Raw genomic sequence first — 18,768 nt, forward strand, 5'->3', positions numbered from 1 at the left:
ATGCCAGCGGGAACCTTATCCAAATTGTAACGTTGGATCGGGTTTCTGCCTCTTAAAATCGACAAACTGCCGCCTATATTAGGCGGTGCGTCTTCGCCTGTGCCGTACGGACAGGGGAAGATTCTTCCGCCCGCGCAATGCGGGGGATACGAAAGGGGGTGCGTCCATGGCCCAAACCAATCTGCCCGTCCTCTCCTCTGAAGGCGGTCTCAGCCGCTATCTGCAGGAAATCCGCAAGTTCCCCATGTTGGAACCGGATGAAGAATACATGCTCGCCAAGCGCTACAAGGAACATGCCGATCCAGGCGCGGCCCAGAAGCTGATCACCAGCCACCTGCGCCTCGTCGCCAAGATCGCCATGGGTTATCGTGGCTATGGCCTGCCGATCTCTGAAGTCATTTCCGAAGGCAATGTCGGCCTCATGCATGCGGTCAAGCGCTTCGAACCCGAAAAGGGTTTCAGGCTTGCGACCTATGCCATGTGGTGGATCCGTGCCGCCATTCAGGAATATGTGCTGCGTTCGTGGAGCCTCGTGAAGATCGGCACCACCGCCGCGCAAAAACGTCTGTTCTTCAACCTCAGGAAGGTGAAGGGGCAGATCGCAGCCCTGGACGATGGCAGCCTCCATCCCGACCAGATCAAGCAGATCGCCACGACGCTCAAGGTGACAGAAGACGATGTCGTCTCGATGAATGCGCGCCTCTCCGGCGACGCTTCGCTCAATTCGCCCATGCGGGCGGATGAGGGTTCGTCCGAATGGCAGGATTGGCTGGTCGATGACACGCCGGACCAGGAAACGAGCCTGGGTGAAACCCAGGAATTCGACGAGCGCATGACCCTGCTCAACCAGGCCATGGACGTGCTCAACGAACGCGAACGCGCCATCTTCCAGGCGCGCCGCCTGCAGGATAATCCCGCGACGCTTGAAGAACTGGCCCAGCAATATGACGTCAGCCGCGAGCGCATCCGCCAGATCGAAGTCCGCGCCTTTGAAAAGGTACAGGAAGCCGTGCAGCAGGCTGCGCAGCACTAAAAATCAGCGTCCGGCCGGCCTGACATCGGTCGGCCGGATGCCAAAAGCCTGACGGAAGGCGCGATTGAGCGCCGAGGCCTCGGGAAATCCGCAATCAAGCGCAATGGCAATGACGGGCCGCCCCACCTCGCGGGGATCTTCGAGCATGCGACGCGCCGCGCTGACGCGCATCCAGCGCAACTGTTCCGAAAAGCTCGTATCCCTGGCGGCAAATAGCCTCTGGATTTGTCGGGGCGATAGGCCGTGGCGCCGCGACAACCAGCCAAGGTCCAGTCCGGGATGGCCGAGATGCTTTTCCATGTCGGCCTGTATCACCTGCAGCCGCACCGTCGCGGCCGATGTCAGGCGCGCCTGCTCGGCATAGTCGCGCGAAGCGCCGACAACGAGCGCACTGAGATCTTGCACATGCCGACCGGCAGTTGATCGCAGCGCCGGATCGATGATTTGAGCCGCGTCGAGCAGCCGCAAATAGTTGCGCAGCAGGGTCAGGCCCGTCGTCTGGGGCAGGTGCATAAATGGCGCTTCGCCCAGATGCGCCAAGGCGGCGGCCAGCGGTCGGCGCGGCAGGCGCATCGACCAGCCGCTGCAATTTTCCAGCAGGCGCACTGTAGTCACCCGCCCCAATGACAGCATGAATGCATCGCCCGGGCGCACAGCGATCTCGGTCTTGCCATCCTCGATCTGCATGGCATTGTCTGCCAGCACCAGCATCAAGTCATCGGCACCATCGGCCAGCAATTGCGGCGTGCGGGTCATGGCCATGGGCGTTCCGCTGACGCGGCCCCAGGTGACTTCGGCCATGCTGTTGACTGCGATTCGGTATTCGAAGGGCTTTTCGTCGTCGGCGAGATCAATCTCGCAGCGACCGATTTCTCGCCCGACATATTCTTTCATGGCGGCAACCGGATCCGAGCCGGGAAGCGTCCCGCTCGAAAACAGAAATTCCACTGGAGCATAGTCCGGCGCCTGGTCCATCGGCCGACTATTGGGCCGAGCATGCATATCGTCAAGCCGCCAATACCTTGATAGGGCGGCATTTTTGACACAACGCGCTACTGACTGGAGTTAATGTCGCCCAACGCCAAGACCTCTGTCGCGCAGCGTCAAGACGAAACGCCATTGGCTATGGTGTTTCTGCCCCAGGCGCCCAAAGCGCACCTGTTCGAGGCACACATGACTACAGTTCCGCCGGCCGCTCGACTTTGGCAGCAGACGACTTTTCGACGCCACCGCTCCGGCATACTGCGCGCCATTGCTTTTGGCCTCCTGGCGGCGACCACACTGGTAGTCATTGCCACCCCCGCATTGGGGCAAACGACCTGGACGGGTGCCAATAGCGCCGACTGGACCGATATCGGCAACTGGACAAGCGGCCTGCCGGCCGGCGACACCGTGACGATTGACCTCATTTCATCCAACGCTCCCAAGCTCGACGGCGCGGCGGGCACAACCGGCATGATCCACATCGGCACCAGTGCGGGCGCCGGCTATCTCGAAGTCATCAACGGGGCCAGCCTGACCACGGGGGGCGTGATGCTGGCCAAGGATGTCGGCAGTGTCGGCAATATGCTGGTCACCGGATCGACAACGACATGGACGACCGGCAGCGGCATCGAACTCGGCACCGATGGGCAAGCGCGGCTCGAGCTGAACACCGGCGCTTCGGTTTCCGCCGCGGGCGTCTCGGTCGGTCTGATGGCCGGTTCCGACGGCACGCTCGCGATTGCTGGCGCGGGCACAAGCATGACTCTGGTTTCTGGCATTACCGTGGGTCAGAACGGTAGAGGCGTTCTGGAGATGGACGACCAGGCAGTACTGCAGACCGATAACGCTACTGTCGGCACCTACTCGACCGGGTCAGGCCTGGCACACATTTCCGGCTCCGGCACTCATCTATCTCTCAGTAACAGCCTCGTTCTGGGTCAGAGCACGCGCGGCACGATCGAGGTCGACAATGCCGCGCTGACGACGGCGGCCAGCATGATCCTGGGTGAGAATTCGGGGGGTGGCGAGGGCATCGGTCTTGTTCACGACGCAGGCTCGCGTCTTTCGACGACCGGGGATATGACCATCGGCCAGTGGGGCAGCGGCGCAATGACGGTCTGGAACGGCGGGGAAGTGGCAGCAGGGGGCACGCTGCATCTGGCCCGCCTAGCAGGCAGCCAGGGCGTGCTCAATGTCGGCGCGGCCGCAGGTCAGGCCGCTCGCGCCTCCGGCATCGTCAATGCCAGCACCGTGCAGTTCGGCGCCGGCACGGGCACGCTGACTTTCAACCACACGGACAGCGCCTATGGTTTCGCCTCGCAACTACTCGGCAGCGGCACGGTCAACCAGATTGCCGGCACGACGACGCTTACGGCCAATTCCCAGACTTTTGCCGGGACGACAAACGTCACGGGGGGCAAACTGGTCGTGTCGGGCCGGCTTGGCGGGACGATCAATGTTTCCGGTAGCGGGACTCTTGGCGGCGCGGGGCACGTGGGAACTATCGCCTTTGGCGCGGGCGGCATTGCAGCGCCCGGCAACTCCATCGGAACGGTACTAGCGACCGATGTCATCTTCAATGCGGGTTCCTTCTACGATGTCGAGGTCGATTCGGCGGGCCAATCGGACCTCATTATCGCCAATACCGCGACGCTCAACGGCGGCACGGTTCGGGTCGCTGCATCGCCCGACTATCTGGTGGGCAATAGCTACAATATCATCCATGCGCCCATGGGACTGACGGGCACCTTTGCCAATGCCACCACCAACCTGGCCTTCATAACACCAGTGCTGAGCTATGACGGGCAAAATGCCTTCGTGACGCTGTTCCAAAGCTCCAACTTCGTCGTGGCCGCGGAGACGCCGAACCAGCAGGCCGTGGCCAAGGCCCTCGATACGCTGGCGGCCAACAATCCCGTCGTCCAGTCCATGCTCACCCTGACGCTACCCGGGGCGCGGCAGGCACTCGACAACCTCTCGGGCGAAGCCCATGCCTCGGTTCGCTCGGTGCTGCTCGAAAAATCCCACTTGCCACGAGAGGCGGCCTTCAACCGCCTCGCCCATGATGAGGAAGGAATGTGGGCACTGATCGAGGCGAGCCATGTTTTGTTGGCGTCCGACGGCAATGCTGCAGCGGTCGGGGTCGGCGGCTTCGATCTCGCCGCAGGCGCCGATGTCTATCTTGGCCAATGGCTGGCGGGCCTCCTGGTACACGGCGGTACGGCGGGGCTTTCCATTCCCGACCGCTCGACCACTGGAACGATCAATACCATTGGGCTTGGCGCCTATGCCGGCACCGAATGGGGCGCCACGGCTCTCGATCTGGGGCTGGATCTGGCCCTGCACGGCATCAGTACCCAGCGAAAGTTCGACATGGGGCGGCGCTTCTCCGCCACCCTGACCGGCAATTCTGGCGCGACGACCGCGCAGGCCTTCGGACGTCTTTCCCACGATTTCGTTCTGCCCGCCTTCGTGCTGCGTCCCTATGGCGAGGGCGCCTATGTGGTGGCGACCAGCGGCGGTTTTACCGAGGCGGGCGGGCCGGCAGCGTTGAATGCGGCCAATGGGGTGAGCGCGGCGCTGTTCACCACGCTCGGCCTCGATATCGAGCGCGAACTAGTACTCGAAGACGGCTCGACACTGAGCTTTGGTGGCGGCCTCGGTTGGCGGCGTGCCTTTGCCGATACGCCAGAATCCATCCATGCCTTTGCCAGCGGCGACAATTTTACCGTCGCCGGTGCACCCCTGGCGACTGACGCATTGGTCCTCGAAGCCGGGTTGGGCTGGAAGACGGTCAAGGAGATGGAGTTCGACCTAAGCTATGACGGCATCCTGTCGAATGCCGGCCAGAGCCACGTGTTCAAGGCGACGCTGGCCGGGCAATATTGACACTCAAACCGCACCGACCAGATCCCAGAGGCGTTCCTTTGCGAGAATGAGAAGCCACGGCGTCTCATCCTCGGGGACGACTTCAACGGGTCCACCCGTTCCTTCGTTCGACGTGCCGATGAGGCCGCCCGGTTCGAGCAGCAGGCCATCCATGGGATAGAAAAGTCCCGTCGAGTTGCGGAAGCGGATGGGCACCAGCGGATGGATCGACACACGCTCGCGTTTTCCCGCTTCGAACGCGATAGAACCGGTGACGGCGAGCGCCACGTCGACCTCGTCGACCAGCATGAGACGGCGGCTCGGCGCATATTGCAGCACGGCGCTGAGCGCGGCGAGCGTGTGGTCGAGACGCTTGCCGGTCATGCCGAGCGCAAGGGTGACAGGCGCCTCGGTTGAATAGAGCGCCTTCTGGAAATCGGTGGTGATCTGCTCGGGGATATGGATGACGCGGGTGCGGCTTTCCCAGCCCGCGCGATTTTCCAGCGAATCGAGATCGCCGACGATCGCGTCGGGCAAAAGGTCGGCGCTATCGATCGTGTCGGCGCCGCCATCGGCCCCTACCAGGGCGACACCCTTTTCGGCCAATTCGCGCAAAAGCGCCCCGTCCACCGTGCCGCCGCCGACAATGGCGAGGGGGCAATCGAAGACCAGCGGCAGCGCGTCTGGGCCGCGTTCTGAAGTCACTTGCACTGTCACATTTCTCTCAATATGGTCCGAGCCGTCTCGCTGGGGTGTTCTGGAAATCTTCCGGAGCTGAGAGTTACCCATTGAACCTGAACCAGGTCATGCTGGCGGAGGAAGTTCGAGATGGCAAGAGTGCCCTCGCGCCCTTCCCATTGACACATACCCTTCTCCCATGGCCGCAACCGTTGAAGGGATGACCAAATGGTCAAGTCCACCTCCATGGCGCTTGCGGTCCTTATTGGATTGTCTGCTGTTTCTGCGCATGCGCAGGACGTGCCCACGCTCACCATCTACACCTATGACGGCTTTGCCGCCGAATGGGGCCCCGGTCCGCAGCTCTCGGCTGCGTTCGAGCCGGTCTGCGGCTGCAAGCTCACCTGGGTCGCCGCAGACTCGTCCATCGGCACGCTGCGCCGCGTGCAGCTCGAAGGCGCGACGACGGAGGCCGACCTCATCGTCGGCCTCGATACCGCCATTGCCGGGGAAGCCCGCGCCACGGGTCTTTTCGCTGATCACGGCCTGACGCTCGATAAGCTCGCGCTGCCCGAAGCCTGGACCGACGCGCAATTCGTGCCTTTCGACTATTCGCACTTCGCCTTCATGTACGACACGGACCGGACGGCAACGCCGCCAAAGTCGTTCGAAGAGCTGATCGCCATGCCGGAAGATTTCAAGATCGTGGTGCAGGATCCGCGTTCGGCGACGCCCGGCCTCGGTCTCGTGCTCTGGATCAAGGCCGCCTATGGCAATCGCGCCAGTGAAATCTGGGCGGGTCTCAAGCCGCGCATCCTCACCGTGACGCGCGAATGGAGCGAAAGCTATTCGCTCTTCCTTGATGGCGAGGCCGACATGGCCCTCTCCTACACGACCTCGCCCGCCTATCACATCATCGAAGACAAGGATGAGACCATCAAGGCGGCGCTCTTCGAAGAGGGCCACTATCCGCAGATCGAGGTGGCCGGCATTCTGAAGTCTTCGGACCAGCAGGAACTGGCCAAGCAGTTCCTCGCCTGGTTCGCTTCGCCCGAGGGCCAGAAGATCATTCCGACGACCAACTGGATGTTCCCCGTGGTTGATCTTGGCGCGGATCTCAATCCCGCCTTTGCCGGCCTGCCGCAGCCGGGGAAAACACTGCAGCTCAGCGACGAGGATATTTTGGCCAATTCCTCGGCCTGGATCGACGAGATGCTGGCGGCGGTTCAGTAACGTGAATACCCCCACCCTTAATCCCTCCCCACAAGGGGGAGGGAGACGATGGAACCAATGTGCAGGCGCAATGACGTCTGCAAACACCAGCGCACCTCCCTCCCCCTTGTGGGGAGGGAATGAGGGTGGGGGCTTTCGTGCCGACTAACCTTCTTCCCCACCGCCCTGCCCGCATTGCTGTTTCAAGCGTGCTTGCCATCGCCATTGCCGGCCTGATCGCGGCGGTGCTCTGGGCGATTCTCGATGCCGCCACCGAACCCAGTTCGGCGTCCCGCGTGGACATTCCTCATCTCCTGCGCATGACCGCCATTCAGGCGGGCCTGACAACCGTTCTGTCGCTCGCGGTCGGCACGGCGCTGGCCTGGGCACTGAACCGGTTGCGTTTTCCCGGCCGCGATCTTGTGGTCGGTCTGTTCGCCGCCGCCATCGTCACGCCCGGCATGGTGGTGGCCTTTGGACTCCTCTCCATCTGGGGCCGCAATGGGTGGATCAATCAGACAAGCGAAGCCCTGTTCGGCTTCTCGCTCGGCAATCCCGCTTTTGGGCTTTCGGGCATTCTGCTCGCCCATGTCATTCTCGATGGCGCCTTTGCCGCGCGCATTCTCCTCGCGCGGCTCGATGCCATTCCGGCGACGCGGCTGAAAGTCGGGCAGTCCCTGGCGCTGTCGGCAACGCAGCGCTTCGCCCTGATCGACTGGCCAGCCATGCGATCGAACTTGCCGGGACTTGGCGCCATCATTTTTCTCCTCGCTTTCACGAGTTTCCCAATCGTCCTGCTGCTCGGTGGTGGTCCGGCAAACCAGACGCTGGAAGTCGCCATCTATTCGGCTGTTCGGCTCGATTTCGATCTCGTCGGCGCGGTGCGACTGGCGCTGACCCAGATCGCGGTGTGTGCCGTGGTCATCCTGCTGGCGTCGGCCAGCACGCCCGTCGTCAGCGTACATGGTCGCTCGGTCGCGCCAAGCTGGCGAGATGCCGTCCCCGCACAGGCGCTGCAATGGATCATCCTGTTGCTGGCGACGGTGGGCTTTGCCCTGCCCCTGCTCTCGGTGCTGATTGACGGCATTGCCTCCGGCTTTGGCCGGGTGCTGGCGCAGCCGACATTCTGGTGGTCGCTGGTAACCAGCCTTCTGATCGGCAGCGCCTCTGCGGTCCTGACCCTGCTCCTCGCACTTGCCTTGACCCTAGGCCGCGCGGCGAGCGGGGCAAGGCCGGTGCGCATTCTGCTCGGCACGCCGAGCTTTGCCTATCTCGCCGTACCCGCCGTGGTGCTCTCGCTCGGCTTCTTCCTCATCGTGCGCAATCTGGGCGTGGCGCCGGCACAAGCCGCGCCAGTTGTGGTGATCATCGCCAATAGCCTCCTCGCTTTACCCTTTGCCGTGGCGACGCTCGGCCCGCCGCTCGATGCCATGGTACGCGCGCGCGGAAAACTCATTCGCTCGCTGGGACTTTCCGGCTGGCAGCAGTTCTGGCGGGTCGAATATCCGCTGCTCGGCAAAGACATCGGGCTCATGCTCGCGCTCGCCTTCTGTTTTTCACTCGGCGATCTCGGCGTCATTGCCCTATTCGGAACGCAGGATTTCCAGACCCTGCCGCTGATGATGTTCCGCGCCCTCGGCGCCTATCGCAGCAATGACGCCGCTGCCATCGCCGCCATTTTGCTGATCGGCACCATTCTCGCCTTTGTCGGCCTGCCCCGCCTCTTTGAAAGGATCGCCCATGCTTCGCGCTGAGCACCTCGCCTTCGCCTATGGAAAAGCGGCGCAGACCTATGACTTCACCTTCGAGGCCGAGGCTGGCTCCATCACGGCCATTTCCGGAGCGAGCGGTTCGGGCAAGTCGACACTGCTCGATCTCGTCGCCGGTTTTTTGACGCCGAGGAGCGGCACGCTGACGCTCGACGGCGTCGACCTGCTGCCGCTGCCACCGGAAACGCGGCCACTGTCGCTGCTGCTGCAATCGGACAATCTTTTCGACCATCTGAGCGCGCGCGAGAACGTCGCCCTTGGCCTGCCAAAGGGCACGGCCAAGGCCGAAGGCCGGCAACGTGTCGAGGAGGTTTTGGCACGCGTCGGGCTGGAAGGTCTTGCCGATCAGACAGCGGCGACGCTTTCAGGCGGACAGAAGCAGCGCGTAGCATTGGCGCGCACGCTGCTGCGCCACCGCGCCATCTTGCTGCTGGACGAACCTTTCTCGGCGCTCGATGACGACACGCGAAAAGTTATTCGCGCGCTGGTGGGCGAGCTGACGCGGAGCGAAGGTTGGCACACCATTCTCGTGAGCCACCACGAGGACGACATAGCGGCACTTGCGGCGCACCGTTATCGCCTGGCGGAAGGCCGGCTCGCGCCGGCCTGATCACTGCGCCCAGGCGGCAAAAACTTCGTTGAACAGCGCCTGCGCATCGGAATCCTTTTCGAGCGTCAGGATAGCGTTGCGGCCCGTGCCATAGACAATGGCAAGGTCGAGCCAGCGGCGCGATTCCAGAAGCTGCGAATTGGTCGTCTGATCATCAGGCGAAGCCGACAGCGCGAAGAGGAAGCTATTGCCCATGACGCGGGCCGAGGCGCCGACCAGCGGCGTACCCGGCACCAGTTCCTCATTTTTGAGCAGCACGCCCGGCAGGCTCGAAATCGCGCCACCGACGAAGGTGTCGTTGACGTCAAAATTGACTTCCATCAGGTGGCTGGCCGGCAGGCTGGGATCGCCATTCTTGCGGATCGTCACCGAAACATTGAGATTGCGCGCCGGAATGCTGGCCTCGCCGATCAGCGTCGGCAGGCCAAGTTCGTCCTCGCCCTTGGTCCATTCGACCGTGCCCGAGAAGGGCACGGCGCCGGTACGGCCATCAGCCGAAGCCTCGAGCAGCAGCGACTGGCTGCCGGCGAGCACTGCCGGATCAACGCTATTGGCCGGATCATTGGTCGCCGCGATGCTGGTATCGGCGCCCGAAAGGCGCTCCTCGGTCTTGTTCTCGCCGCCATTGATCGAGGGCAGCACGGTCTCGGTACCGCTCGGCGTCACCGCCTCCGGCGTCGGCTCCAGCCGTTCGTCAAGATCGATGCCTTCAATGGCCGTGGTCGGCTCGCTGGTCGTAGTGGTCGCCGTATTGCCCGGGCCGGTCGTGGTGTCAGGCGCAGCCGGCGCATCGAGCGTCGGTGTCGTGGGGGTGGGCGCGTCTGCGGTTTCGGTCACGGCCGCTTCGGTACGACCGAACATCTGGTCGAGATCGACATAGCCCTCGCGCCAGGCCCAGAAGCCTGCGCCACCGGCACCGACGAGGAGAAGAGCAAAGACGATAAGGAAGATCGTCATGCCGGCGCCGGAGCGGCGATCACTTTCAGCTGTATCGAAGGCGCTGGGGTCAGCGTTCTCGTCAGCAAGATTTTCTTGAATAGGCGCCCGAGTTTCGCGCTCGGGCAACATTTCAGTCGGCTCGCCGCGGGCTTCGCGATCGAGCGTTTCGATGGCCCGTTCGATGGCGCCTTCGGCTTCACGCGTGTCGTCGGGCTCGACCTCGACTTCCCTGACGCTCGACAGGGCGGTTTCGACCTGCGGTTCGACGACGCTGATTTCGGGTTCGACGACAGTCTGACGGGCCAGAGCAGAAGCCGACCCCATGGAGGGTTCGACACGCGCCATGACCGGCTGCGCGCTAAAACCGCCATTGGCGGCGGTGCTGACTACGGCAGCGGCTTCGCGACGGGGCAGAATACTCGGGCGCTTGAGCGGAACCGGCGCATTGGCGCTGGGAGAGGGAACCTCTTCCACAGCAACCGGCGCCACCGGTTTGGCAATGGCTTCGTCCTTGACGACGAGCGGAGCCACGACCGGCTCCACCTGCGCACCGCTGACGCCTGCAGCCTGACCGATGATCTCTTCGATCGAGAGCGGGCCTTCGTCGTCTTCGACCGCTTCGGTCGGGACGACATCAGCAGGCAATTCGTCCGATTCAGGCTCTGCTTCGGCTTCAACCACCTGCGGCGCAGGCTGTTCGATCGGCCTGGGCGCCACGACCGGAACAGGTTCGGGAACAATGGGCTGAGTTTCCACCGCCGGCGCGGACTGGATTTCCACCGCGGGCGCCGGTTCGGGCGCGCGCGGAGGCGGAGCCGATGGGGCGGGGGCAGCAGCTGCCGGCGGACGCGACGCAAACAATGCATCGCGCCCCAAGCTGATCACAGCTTCGCTGGCTTCCTGTTCGACCTGGCGGATACAATCTTCGAGCTGCAGCCGGTGCTGCGTGATCTCGCGAGCAGGCAAAGGAGGCTGGATAGCCCGCAATTGACCGACGAGAGCCGCGCGCGCCTTTTTCGTAAACTGCGCGCCGCGCAGCCCCATTGTTCTCCGGCAGCGCCGAGATCGCTCGGCGCAACAGCTCCTTATAGTCCGCCATAGGCTACTGGGTACTCACAATTGCAGCGACGTCTTTTAGCAAAGTTTATCAATCTTGGAACGGGTCAACCACCAAGATGGTATCCGCCCGCTCCGGACTGGTAGACAGAAGCGCGACCGGGGCCCCGATCAGCTCTTCGATATAGCGAACATACTTCACGGCCTGGGCCGGCAGCTCGGCCCAGGAGCGCGCTCCGGCCGTCGTTTCCGACCAGCCTTCGAGTGTCTCATAGATCGGCTTAACGCGAGCTTGCGCCCCCATTGAGGCAGGCAAATAATCAATCCGTGATCCATCAAGCTCATAGCCGACGCAGACCTTGATCTCTTTCAGACCATCGAGCACGTCAAGCTTGGTCAGCGCGATGCCGGTAATGCCAGAGGTTTTCACCGTCTGACGCACCAACACGGCGTCGAACCAACCGCAGCGGCGGGGGCGACCGGTATTGACGCCGACTTCCTTGCCGACGGTCGCCAGATGCCTGCCAATCTCATCATCGAGTTCGCAGGGGAACGGGCCTTCGCCGACGCGGGTCGTATAGGCCTTGGTGATGCCCAGCACATAGCCGATGGCCGTGGGGCCAAGGCCCGAACCCGCCGCGGCCTGGCCGGCAACGGTATTGGACGAGGTCACGAAGGGATAGGTGCCGTGGTCATTGTCGAGGAGCGCACCCTGTGCGCCTTCGAAAAGAATGCGGGCGCCTTCACGGCGCTTATCGTCGAGCACGCGCCAGACCTGGTCCATGAAGGGCAGGATTTCGCCGGCAATGGAGGTCAGCTCGTCATAGATCGTCTGCGCTTCGATCTCGGCAAGGCCGATGCCGCGGCGCAGCGCATTGTGATGGCTGAGGAGACGCTCGATCTTGGGCATCAGCGTATCGGGTTCACTGAGGTCGATGAGACGGATAGCGCGACGGCCAACCTTGTCTTCATAGGCCGGGCCAATGCCGCGGCGCGTCGTACCGATCTTGAGACCGGAATTGGCGTCTTCGCGGATACCGTCGAGTTCGCGATGCAGCGACAAGATCAGGGGAGCATTGTCGGCGATGCGCAGGATTTCGGGGGTGATCTTCACGCCCTGGCCGCGCAGCTTGGCCATTTCCTGAACGAAGTGATGGGGGTCGACGACCACGCCATTGCCGATGACCGACAGCTTGCCCTGTACCAGGCCCGAGGGCAGCAGCGCGAGCTTGTAGCTCACCCCATCGATGACCAGCGTATGGCCGGCGTTGTGACCACCATGGAAACGCACGACGACGTCGGCGCGCTCCGAGAGCCAATCCACGATCTTGCCCTTGCCCTCGTCGCCCCATTGAGAGCCGACGACAACCACATTCGCCATAGTCCAGTCTTCCTTAGCTGAGGCGCGCCGAAGCCCGGCACGACAAAATCGGGCCGGCCCAAAAGGCTGCACCCTTACCCAAGTTGCGGACATCCGCCCTTTCGACCGCGCCCGTGTCGGGTTTGATTGCAGCCGAATAACTGATAAGTCCGATTGTCCTTACATCACCCAAGCGCCGATGACAAAGCCGCAGACCACCGAAAAGCGCGGCATTTCCGCCGGTATTCTCGATCAGCCCTATCTTTTGCTCGTGCTGGCACCGCTTTTCTGGGGCGGCAATGTCGTCGCGGCAAAACTGGTCGTGGGCGAAATCAGCCCATTCCTGCTGCTGGCCTGCCGCTGCGTGCTGGCAACACTATTCATTTTGCCCTTTTCATACAGGCACTTGCGCAACGACTGGGCAGAGGTGAAGCGCACCTGGCCGGTGCTCATGGCTTTCGGCATCGTGGGCTATGCGCTGTTCAATGCCTTTTTGTATATCGGCCTGACCATGACCACCGCGGTCAATTCAGCCATCGAGCAGGCCTCGCTGCCAATGCTGATTCTCGGTGCAAATTTTCTGTTTTTCCGGGTGCGCGCCAATCTTCTGCAAATATCAGGCGTGCTGCTGGCAATCTTTGGCGTAGTCCTGACCGCAACCCATGGCGATCCGTTGCGTCTCCTGCGCATGGACGTCAATCTCGGCGACGGTTTTGTCATTCTCGCCTGCCTCGCCTATACCGGCTACACGCTGGCTCTACGCTTCCGGCCCAAGGTGCATATGTTCAGCTTCATGGCCGTTTCGTTTTTCGGGGCGGCGACGGCAGCAGTGATCATGCTGGCGCTGTTCGGCGGAGGGCTGGGTTCGGTCAGCACACTGGCCCATGTGTCGCCCACCGTTTGGCTGGTGATTGCCTATGTCGCGACCTTCCCCTCCATGTTCAGCCAGATCGCCTATGCGCGCGGCGTGGAACTGGTCGGCGCCAATCGGGCGGCGCCAAGCCATAATCTCATCCCGGTTTTTGGCACGTTAGGCTCGGTGCTGATCCTTGGCGAGAGCCTGGAAGGTTATCATTTTCTCGCCGCCGGCATCATCATCGCGGGGATCATTCTGGCGGAATGGGCGGCGCGCAGGCGCGCCGCCTGAGGTCAATTTACGGCAGCGTGTGGCCGGCGGTGCGGAAGAGGCGATACCACTCTTCGCGCGTCAGCGGCACGGAGGAACCGGCAGCACATTCTTCGACGCGCGACGGTTTTGTCGTGCCGAGGACCACCTGAACATTGGCCGGGTGGCGGGTGATCCAGGCAACGGCGATGCCGGTCGGCGTTACGCCATACTTTTCCGCCAGCTCGTCCAGTGCATCGTTGAGTTCCAGGAATTCCTCGCGATCGCCCACGAAGACGCCATCGAAAAAGCCCTTCTGGAACGGTGACCAGGCCTGCAGCATCATGCCCTGCACACGCGAATAGTCGAGCAGCCCATTGTCGCGGCTGATGGACTGATCGAGCCCGTTCATATTCGCCGCCACACCCTGCGCGAAAAGGTTGGCATGGGTGATGCTGAGCTGAACCTGATTGAACAGCAGTGGCTGTTTGACCGCGGTCTTCAGCACCTCGATCTGCCCAGGCGTGTGGTTGGAAACACCGAAATGGCGGACCTTGCCGGAGGCGGCGAGCTTGTCGAAGGCCGCAGCGACGTCCTCAGGCTCGACCAGAGTATCGGGTCGATGCAGCAGCAGCACGTCGAGATAGTCGGTACGAAGCGCGGCGAGCGATTCATCGACCGTTTGCAAAATGTGCTCGGACGAGAAATCGAAAAAGCCCTTGCGGATGCCGACCTTGCTCTGGATCAGGATCTTTTCGCGCTCGACAGCGGAAAGCGTGATGGCCTCGCCGAACCGCTCTTCGCAACGATGGCGCTCGCCGCCATAAATATCGGCATGGTCGAAGACCGTAACGCCGGCATCGACGGCCGCCCCGAACAGGGACTGGATTTCGGCATTGCTCATCTTGGCGATGCGCATGAGCCCAAGCACAACGCTCGACACAGTGAGATCGGTGTGGGGCACCTTGAAGGTCTTCATCGAAACCTCGGAAATTTGGGGATGGCGCCGACACGGCGGCGCAGGGGGAACGCAGTAAGACTAGCCCGTGCCGCCCCCAAAAGAAAGCCCCGCCGGCGCGAACCGGCGGGGCAATTGTCAATAATTTCGCAATCCTAGAAGCGGACGGCCTTGGCCTGCTTGACGCCTTCGAGCGCAGCGATCTCAGCCAACTGCTCTTCCGTGAGAGTGCCATCGATGGAAACGAGAGCGATCGCATCGCCCCCCACTTCGGCACGGCCAAGGTTGAAATTGGCGATATTGATGCCCAGCGTGCCCAGCAGCGTGCCGAGGCGGCCGATATGGCCCGGCTTGTCCTCATTGGTGACATAAAGCATGGACGGCGACAGCTCGGCTTCCATGTTGATATCCTTGACCTGGATGATCCGCGACTTGCCATTGGCAAAGATCGTGCCCGCAACGCCGCGCGTCTGACGCTCGGTGGTGATGGTCAGGCGGATATAGCCTTCATAGGCGCCCTGCTGGTCGCGGGTCGTGGTTTCGACGGTGATGCCGCGATCCTTGGCGATCTGCGGGGCCGAGACCATGTTGACGTCACCCAGCGAGGGTTTCAGCACGCCATTGATGGCGGCCGCGATCATCGGCTTGACATTGAGCCCAGCTGGCGTGCCCTCGAACTCGATATGGATGCCCTTGATGCCCGTTTCGGTGAGTTGGCCAGCGAAGGAGCCAAGCGCTTCCGACAGCTTCACCCAGGGGGTGATGATCGGAGCTTCTTCCGCCGAAATCGACGGGAAGTTGAGCGCATTGGTGATTTCGCCGGTCATCAGATAGGCCGAAATCTGCTCGGCGACCTGCAGGGCAACGTTTTCCTGCGCTTCGGTGGTCGAAGCGCCGAGATGCGGGGTGCAGATGACATTGGGCAGATCGAACAGCGGATTGTTCTCTGCCGGTTCAACGAGGAACACGTCGAGCGCCGCGCCGGCGACATGGCCCGACTTCAGCGCATTGTAGAGCGCTTCTTCATCGATAAGACCGCCGCGGGCGCAATTGACGATGCGCACGCCCTTCTTGGTCTTGGCAAGGTTTTCGGCATTGAGAATGTTGCGGGTCGCGTCGATCAGCGGCGTGTGCAGCGTGATGAAATCGGCGCGGGCGAGCAGGTCATCAAGCTCGACCTTTTCGACGCCCAGCGTCTGGGCGCGTTCCGGGGTGAGGAACGGGTCGAAGGCGATGACCTTCATGCGCAGGCCAATGGCGCGATCGGCAACGATCGAACCGATATTGCCGGCACCGATCAGGCCGAGGGTCTTGTTGGTCACTTCGACACCCATGAAGCGGTTCTTTTCCCACTTCGAGGCGCGCGTGGAAGCGTCGGCCTCCGGCAGCTGGCGGGCGAGCGCAAACATCATGGCGATGGCATGCTCGGCCGTGGTGATCGAATTGCCGAAGGGCGTGTTCATCACGATGATGCCCTTCTTGGTCGCAGCCGGAATATCGACATTGTCGACACCGATACCGGCGCGGCCGATGACCTTCAGATTGGTCGCGGCGGCGATGATCTTCTCGGTGACCTTCGAAGCCGAGCGGATGGCGAGACCATCATACTGGCCGATGGCTTCAAGGAACTTTTCCTTGTCCTTGCCGAGATCGGGCAGGTAATCCACCTCGACGCCATTGTCCTTGAAAATCTGGACGGCGGTCGGGCTGAGCTTATCCGAAACGAGAACCTTGGGCATTGCGCCCTCCTGCATATTGGTTGCGGGAGCAGGATTTGAACCTGCGACACCGCGAGAATGAGTGGGAGTGCCCCGCCTAGTGGCGGGGCCGAAGATTCAGGCAGCAGCCTTGAGCGCGGCCTTTTCCTGGGCGAAAGCCCAGTCGAGCCACGGGGTCAACGCTGCAAGGTCGGATGCTTCCACCGTTGAGCCGGCCCAGATGCGCAGGCCCGCCGGAGCGTCCTTGTAGGAGCCGAAATCGTAGCCGACACCGAGCTTGTCGAGGCGGGCAACGATGGCCTTTGCAAAAGCCGCCTGGCCTTCATCATCAAGCGCCACGATGTCAGGATCGGTGATCGAGAGACAGACCGAGGTATTGGAACGCTGGTCGGCATTCTTGGCGAGGAAATCGACCCAAGCGGTCTTTTCCACCCAGTCAGCCAGCACCTTGAAATTGGCGTCGGCACGCGCCTGCATCGCCTTGAGGCCGCCAACTTGCAGGCCCCACTGCATGGCGTCGATCGCGTCTTCGATGCAGATCATCGAGACGGTATTGATCGTCTCGGCCTTGAAGATGCCCTCGATAAGCTTGCCGCCCTTGGTCATGCGGAAAATCTTCGGCAGCGGACGGTCGGGCTTGAACGTTTCGAGACGTTCAACAGCGCGCGGCGAAAGGATCAGAATGCCGTGTGCAGCTTCACCGCCCAGCGCCTTCTGCCAGGAGAAGGTCACAACGTCGAGCTTGGCGAAATCGAGCTTCTGCGCGAACGCAGCCGAGGTGGCGTCGCAAATGGTCAGGCCTTCGCGATTGGCCGGGATCCAGTCCGCATTCGGCACGCGCACACCCGAAGTCGTGCCGTTCCACGTGAACACCACGTCGCGGTTGAAATCGACCTGAGCCAGATCCGGCAGTTCGCCATAGGGCGCTTCGAGCACGCGGCAATCGGCAAGCTTGAGTTGCTTCTGCACGTCGGTGACCCAGCCGGCACCGAACGATTCCCAGGCGAGCATGTCGACGCCCCGAGCGCCCAGCGCGCTCCAGAGGAACATTTCGACAGCACCCGTGTCGGAAGCGGGGACGATACCGATGCGATAGTCGGCGGGAACTTCGAGCAGTTCGCGGGTCAGATCGATGGCCTGCTGAATGCGCGCCTTGGCAGGCTTGGCACGGTGCGAACGACCGGTGAGCGCGCCAGCGAGCGCTTCAACCGTCCAGCCTGGACGTTTGGCACAAGGACCCGACGAAAAATTGGGGTTAGCCGGTTTTACCGCCGGTGCGGTCAGGGGCGTATCAGCCATCTCAAGCGGCCCTCCCAGGCCTATGCGCCTCGCGTTAGGGCGAGGTGTCCTGAGGCCGGAGATACTCCTTAGGTGGAGACGCGTCAATGGGCGACGAAAGTCCAACCCTTGCAAGTTCCATCAAAATCCGAGTCCTGCCGGCTAAAAAGGCCAGGCGATCAAGTGACGCGGGTTCCGACAAAACCGGACGAAGCGATCGCGCTGCATAACTCGTTCCATTCGCATCCGGAGCAAGCAGCGCGCGTATGCCCCCGGACAAAGGCGGATCGCAAGACCCCAAGGCGTTCACCGGTAATCTCCAAGGTGAGCCCCGCCCTGATGGTCGCCTTCACCAGCCGGCCGACATCGTCGGCCGCCGCCCTGTCGCGTTCGATGACGCTCTCGCGCCGGCAATGAGCATCCGCATCGGCCAGCAGAGGCACGCAGATATCATCGGGCCCGTCGACAATCAGGATGCTTTCGCCCTGCGACAAGCGCCGGGCGATTGCGTCATAATTCTGCGTGAAGTCCACGGAGTAACCTTTGCCTGCATAGGTCAGCAGGCAAAGGAGATGGTGCGGGCGAAGCCGAACGGTCATTGGGACTTGGTGCTTTTCCGACGGGAGAGAGCGTAAAGCAGCGACGCGCCCAAGGCCGACTTGAGAAGCCCCCCGGCAAGGAACGGCACAACGCCGAAGGTCCAGGCGTCTTCAGGGCCGATGACAACGGCAAGCCACATGCCGCCAAGAACAAGGCAGACGGCATTACCAAGCGCCATGCTCAGAAAGGCCAGGACGGGGCGCTGGCCGCTCCAGCCGCGTTCAGCAAGCCATCCGGTCAATGCGGCAACGAGCGGGAAGGCGAAAAGGTATCCCGCGGTCGGCCCGACAAAATGATGCGCTCCAGCTGCGCCGCCCGAAAGAACAGGCATGCCCAAGGCCGCTTCCACCAGCCAGGCGATTACGGTCAAGGCACCAAGGCGCCAGCCATAGACAGCGCCGATCAAGGTCACGGCGAGCGTCTGCATATTGACCGGCACCGGGACCAGCGGCACCTCGACATAGGAGGCCGCGGCGAGGAAAACGGTGCCCGCAAGCACGGCGCCAACCTGCCATAGGAGGGGTTTGTCCTGGATGCTGCCTAGGGCAGACGCGACGGACTTATCAGTGACCATGTGTGGCTCCTTCAAAATTATAGATA

General features: G+C 62.4%; 15 protein-coding genes and 1 riboswitch. Of the genes, 6 read left to right on the forward strand and 9 right to left on the reverse strand.

Going from position 1 to position 18,768, the window contains the following annotated elements:
- Positions 1-166 precede the first annotated feature (166 nt).
- Positions 167-1,033, forward strand: a complete 867-nt coding sequence (rpoH, locus tag NVV77_RS19265) for an RNA polymerase sigma factor RpoH (protein ID WP_295415635.1) — start codon at positions 167-169, stop codon at positions 1,031-1,033.
- Positions 1,034-1,036: 3 nt separating this feature from the next.
- Here the strand turns inward: rpoH and NVV77_RS19270 are convergent, their stop codons facing one another.
- A complete protein-coding gene (locus NVV77_RS19270) occupies positions 1,037-1,981 on the reverse strand; it encodes an AraC family transcriptional regulator (protein ID WP_295415637.1) in 945 nt (314 codons plus the stop codon).
- Positions 1,982-2,206: 225 nt separating this feature from the next.
- On the opposite strand from NVV77_RS19270, the gene NVV77_RS19275 reads away from it, so the two are divergent.
- Positions 2,207-4,906: an autotransporter domain-containing protein gene (locus NVV77_RS19275; RefSeq protein WP_295415638.1), complete on the forward strand. Its 2,700-nt coding sequence runs from the start codon at positions 2,207-2,209 to the stop codon at positions 4,904-4,906.
- Positions 4,907-4,909: 3 nt separating this feature from the next.
- Here NVV77_RS19275 and NVV77_RS19280 read toward each other — a convergent pair whose 3' ends face one another.
- Positions 4,910-5,590, reverse strand: coding sequence for a thiamine diphosphokinase (locus tag NVV77_RS19280; RefSeq protein ID WP_295415639.1), 681 nt, complete (start codon positions 5,588-5,590; stop codon positions 4,910-4,912).
- Positions 5,591-5,623: 33 nt separating this feature from the next.
- Positions 5,624-5,723, forward strand: a riboswitch (TPP riboswitch).
- Between the two features lie 68 nt (positions 5,724-5,791).
- Here NVV77_RS19280 and NVV77_RS19285 point away from each other — a divergent pair.
- The 3 genes from NVV77_RS19285 to NVV77_RS19295 all read left to right on the forward strand — a co-directional run bounded on the left by NVV77_RS19285 (position 5,792) and on the right by NVV77_RS19295 (position 9,154).
- Entirely contained in the window at positions 5,792-6,796 is a 1,005-nt protein-coding gene (locus NVV77_RS19285) for a thiamine ABC transporter substrate binding subunit (RefSeq protein ID WP_295415642.1), read from the forward strand.
- A gap of 137 nt (positions 6,797-6,933) precedes the next feature.
- Positions 6,934-8,529 carry a hypothetical protein gene (locus NVV77_RS19290; RefSeq protein ID WP_295415643.1) on the forward strand — a complete coding sequence of 532 codons (1,596 nt, stop codon included), beginning with the start codon at positions 6,934-6,936 and terminating at the stop codon, positions 8,527-8,529.
- Entirely contained in the window at positions 8,516-9,154 is a 639-nt protein-coding gene (locus tag NVV77_RS19295; protein WP_295415645.1) for an ATP-binding cassette domain-containing protein, read from the forward strand. Before NVV77_RS19290 ends, NVV77_RS19295 begins: the two co-directional genes overlap by 14 nt.
- Here the strand turns inward: NVV77_RS19295 and NVV77_RS19300 are convergent, their stop codons facing one another.
- Positions 9,155-11,137, reverse strand: coding sequence for a hypothetical protein (locus tag NVV77_RS19300; RefSeq protein ID WP_295415646.1), 1,983 nt, complete (start codon positions 11,135-11,137; stop codon positions 9,155-9,157).
- 103 nt (positions 11,138-11,240) lie between these two features.
- The gene (locus NVV77_RS19305) at positions 11,241-12,530 is read right to left on the reverse strand and encodes an adenylosuccinate synthase (protein WP_295415647.1); all 1,290 of its coding nucleotides are present in this window, start codon (positions 12,528-12,530) and stop codon (positions 11,241-11,243) included.
- A 178-nt stretch (positions 12,531-12,708) separates the two neighbouring features.
- Between NVV77_RS19305 and NVV77_RS19310 the strand changes: the two genes are divergently transcribed.
- Positions 12,709-13,656 carry a DMT family transporter gene (locus tag NVV77_RS19310; RefSeq protein WP_295415648.1) on the forward strand — a complete coding sequence of 316 codons (948 nt, stop codon included), beginning with the start codon at positions 12,709-12,711 and terminating at the stop codon, positions 13,654-13,656.
- Positions 13,657-13,663: 7 nt separating this feature from the next.
- Here the strand turns inward: NVV77_RS19310 and NVV77_RS19315 are convergent, their stop codons facing one another.
- The 5 genes from NVV77_RS19315 to NVV77_RS19335 form a co-directional block, all read right to left on the reverse strand.
- Positions 13,664-14,593 (reverse strand): aldo/keto reductase family oxidoreductase, encoded by a 930-nt coding sequence (locus tag NVV77_RS19315; protein WP_295415650.1) that lies wholly within the window; start codon positions 14,591-14,593, stop codon positions 13,664-13,666.
- Between the two features lie 134 nt (positions 14,594-14,727).
- Positions 14,728-16,311 carry a phosphoglycerate dehydrogenase gene (serA, locus tag NVV77_RS19320; protein WP_295415652.1) on the reverse strand — a complete coding sequence of 528 codons (1,584 nt, stop codon included), beginning with the start codon at positions 16,309-16,311 and terminating at the stop codon, positions 14,728-14,730.
- Positions 16,312-16,407: 96 nt separating this feature from the next.
- Positions 16,408-17,589, reverse strand: a complete 1,182-nt coding sequence (locus NVV77_RS19325; protein ID WP_295415653.1) for a phosphoserine transaminase — start codon at positions 17,587-17,589, stop codon at positions 16,408-16,410.
- Between the two features lie 158 nt (positions 17,590-17,747).
- The gene (locus NVV77_RS19330) at positions 17,748-18,167 is read right to left on the reverse strand and encodes a DUF1284 domain-containing protein (protein WP_295415656.1); all 420 of its coding nucleotides are present in this window, start codon (positions 18,165-18,167) and stop codon (positions 17,748-17,750) included.
- Positions 18,164-18,742 (reverse strand): biotin transporter BioY, encoded by a 579-nt coding sequence (locus NVV77_RS19335; protein WP_295415657.1) that lies wholly within the window; start codon positions 18,740-18,742, stop codon positions 18,164-18,166. Before NVV77_RS19335 ends, NVV77_RS19330 begins: the two co-directional genes overlap by 4 nt.
- Between the last annotated feature and the right edge of the window lie 26 nt (positions 18,743-18,768).

The organism is Devosia sp., from assembly GCF_024707125.1.
Lineage (GTDB): Bacteria > Pseudomonadota > Alphaproteobacteria > Rhizobiales > Devosiaceae > Devosia.

What these genes read in the sequence shown, in the direction of transcription:
- NVV77_RS19305 (WP_295415647.1), bottom strand. Translation starts at nt 12,530, where the DNA reads ATGGCGAATGTGGTTGTCGTCGGCTCTCAATGGGGCGACGAGGGCAAG.
- rpoH (WP_295415635.1), top strand. Translation starts at nt 167, where the DNA reads ATGGCCCAAACCAATCTGCCCGTCCTCTCCTCTGAAGGCGGTCTCAGC.
- NVV77_RS19310 (WP_295415648.1), top strand. Translation starts at nt 12,709, where the DNA reads ATGACAAAGCCGCAGACCACCGAAAAGCGCGGCATTTCCGCCGGTATT.
- NVV77_RS19300 (WP_295415646.1), bottom strand. Translation starts at nt 11,137, where the DNA reads ATGGGGCTGCGCGGCGCGCAGTTTACGAAAAAGGCGCGCGCGGCTCTC.
- NVV77_RS19315 (WP_295415650.1), bottom strand. Translation starts at nt 14,593, where the DNA reads ATGAAGACCTTCAAGGTGCCCCACACCGATCTCACTGTGTCGAGCGTT.
- NVV77_RS19285 (WP_295415642.1), top strand. Translation starts at nt 5,792, where the DNA reads ATGGTCAAGTCCACCTCCATGGCGCTTGCGGTCCTTATTGGATTGTCT.
- NVV77_RS19325 (WP_295415653.1), bottom strand. Translation starts at nt 17,589, where the DNA reads ATGGCTGATACGCCCCTGACCGCACCGGCGGTAAAACCGGCTAACCCC.
- NVV77_RS19330 (WP_295415656.1), bottom strand. Translation starts at nt 18,167, where the DNA reads ATGACCGTTCGGCTTCGCCCGCACCATCTCCTTTGCCTGCTGACCTAT.
- NVV77_RS19295 (WP_295415645.1), top strand. Translation starts at nt 8,516, where the DNA reads ATGCTTCGCGCTGAGCACCTCGCCTTCGCCTATGGAAAAGCGGCGCAG.
- serA (WP_295415652.1), bottom strand. Translation starts at nt 16,311, where the DNA reads ATGCCCAAGGTTCTCGTTTCGGATAAGCTCAGCCCGACCGCCGTCCAG.
- NVV77_RS19335 (WP_295415657.1), bottom strand. Translation starts at nt 18,742, where the DNA reads ATGGTCACTGATAAGTCCGTCGCGTCTGCCCTAGGCAGCATCCAGGAC.
- NVV77_RS19275 (WP_295415638.1), top strand. Translation starts at nt 2,207, where the DNA reads ATGACTACAGTTCCGCCGGCCGCTCGACTTTGGCAGCAGACGACTTTT.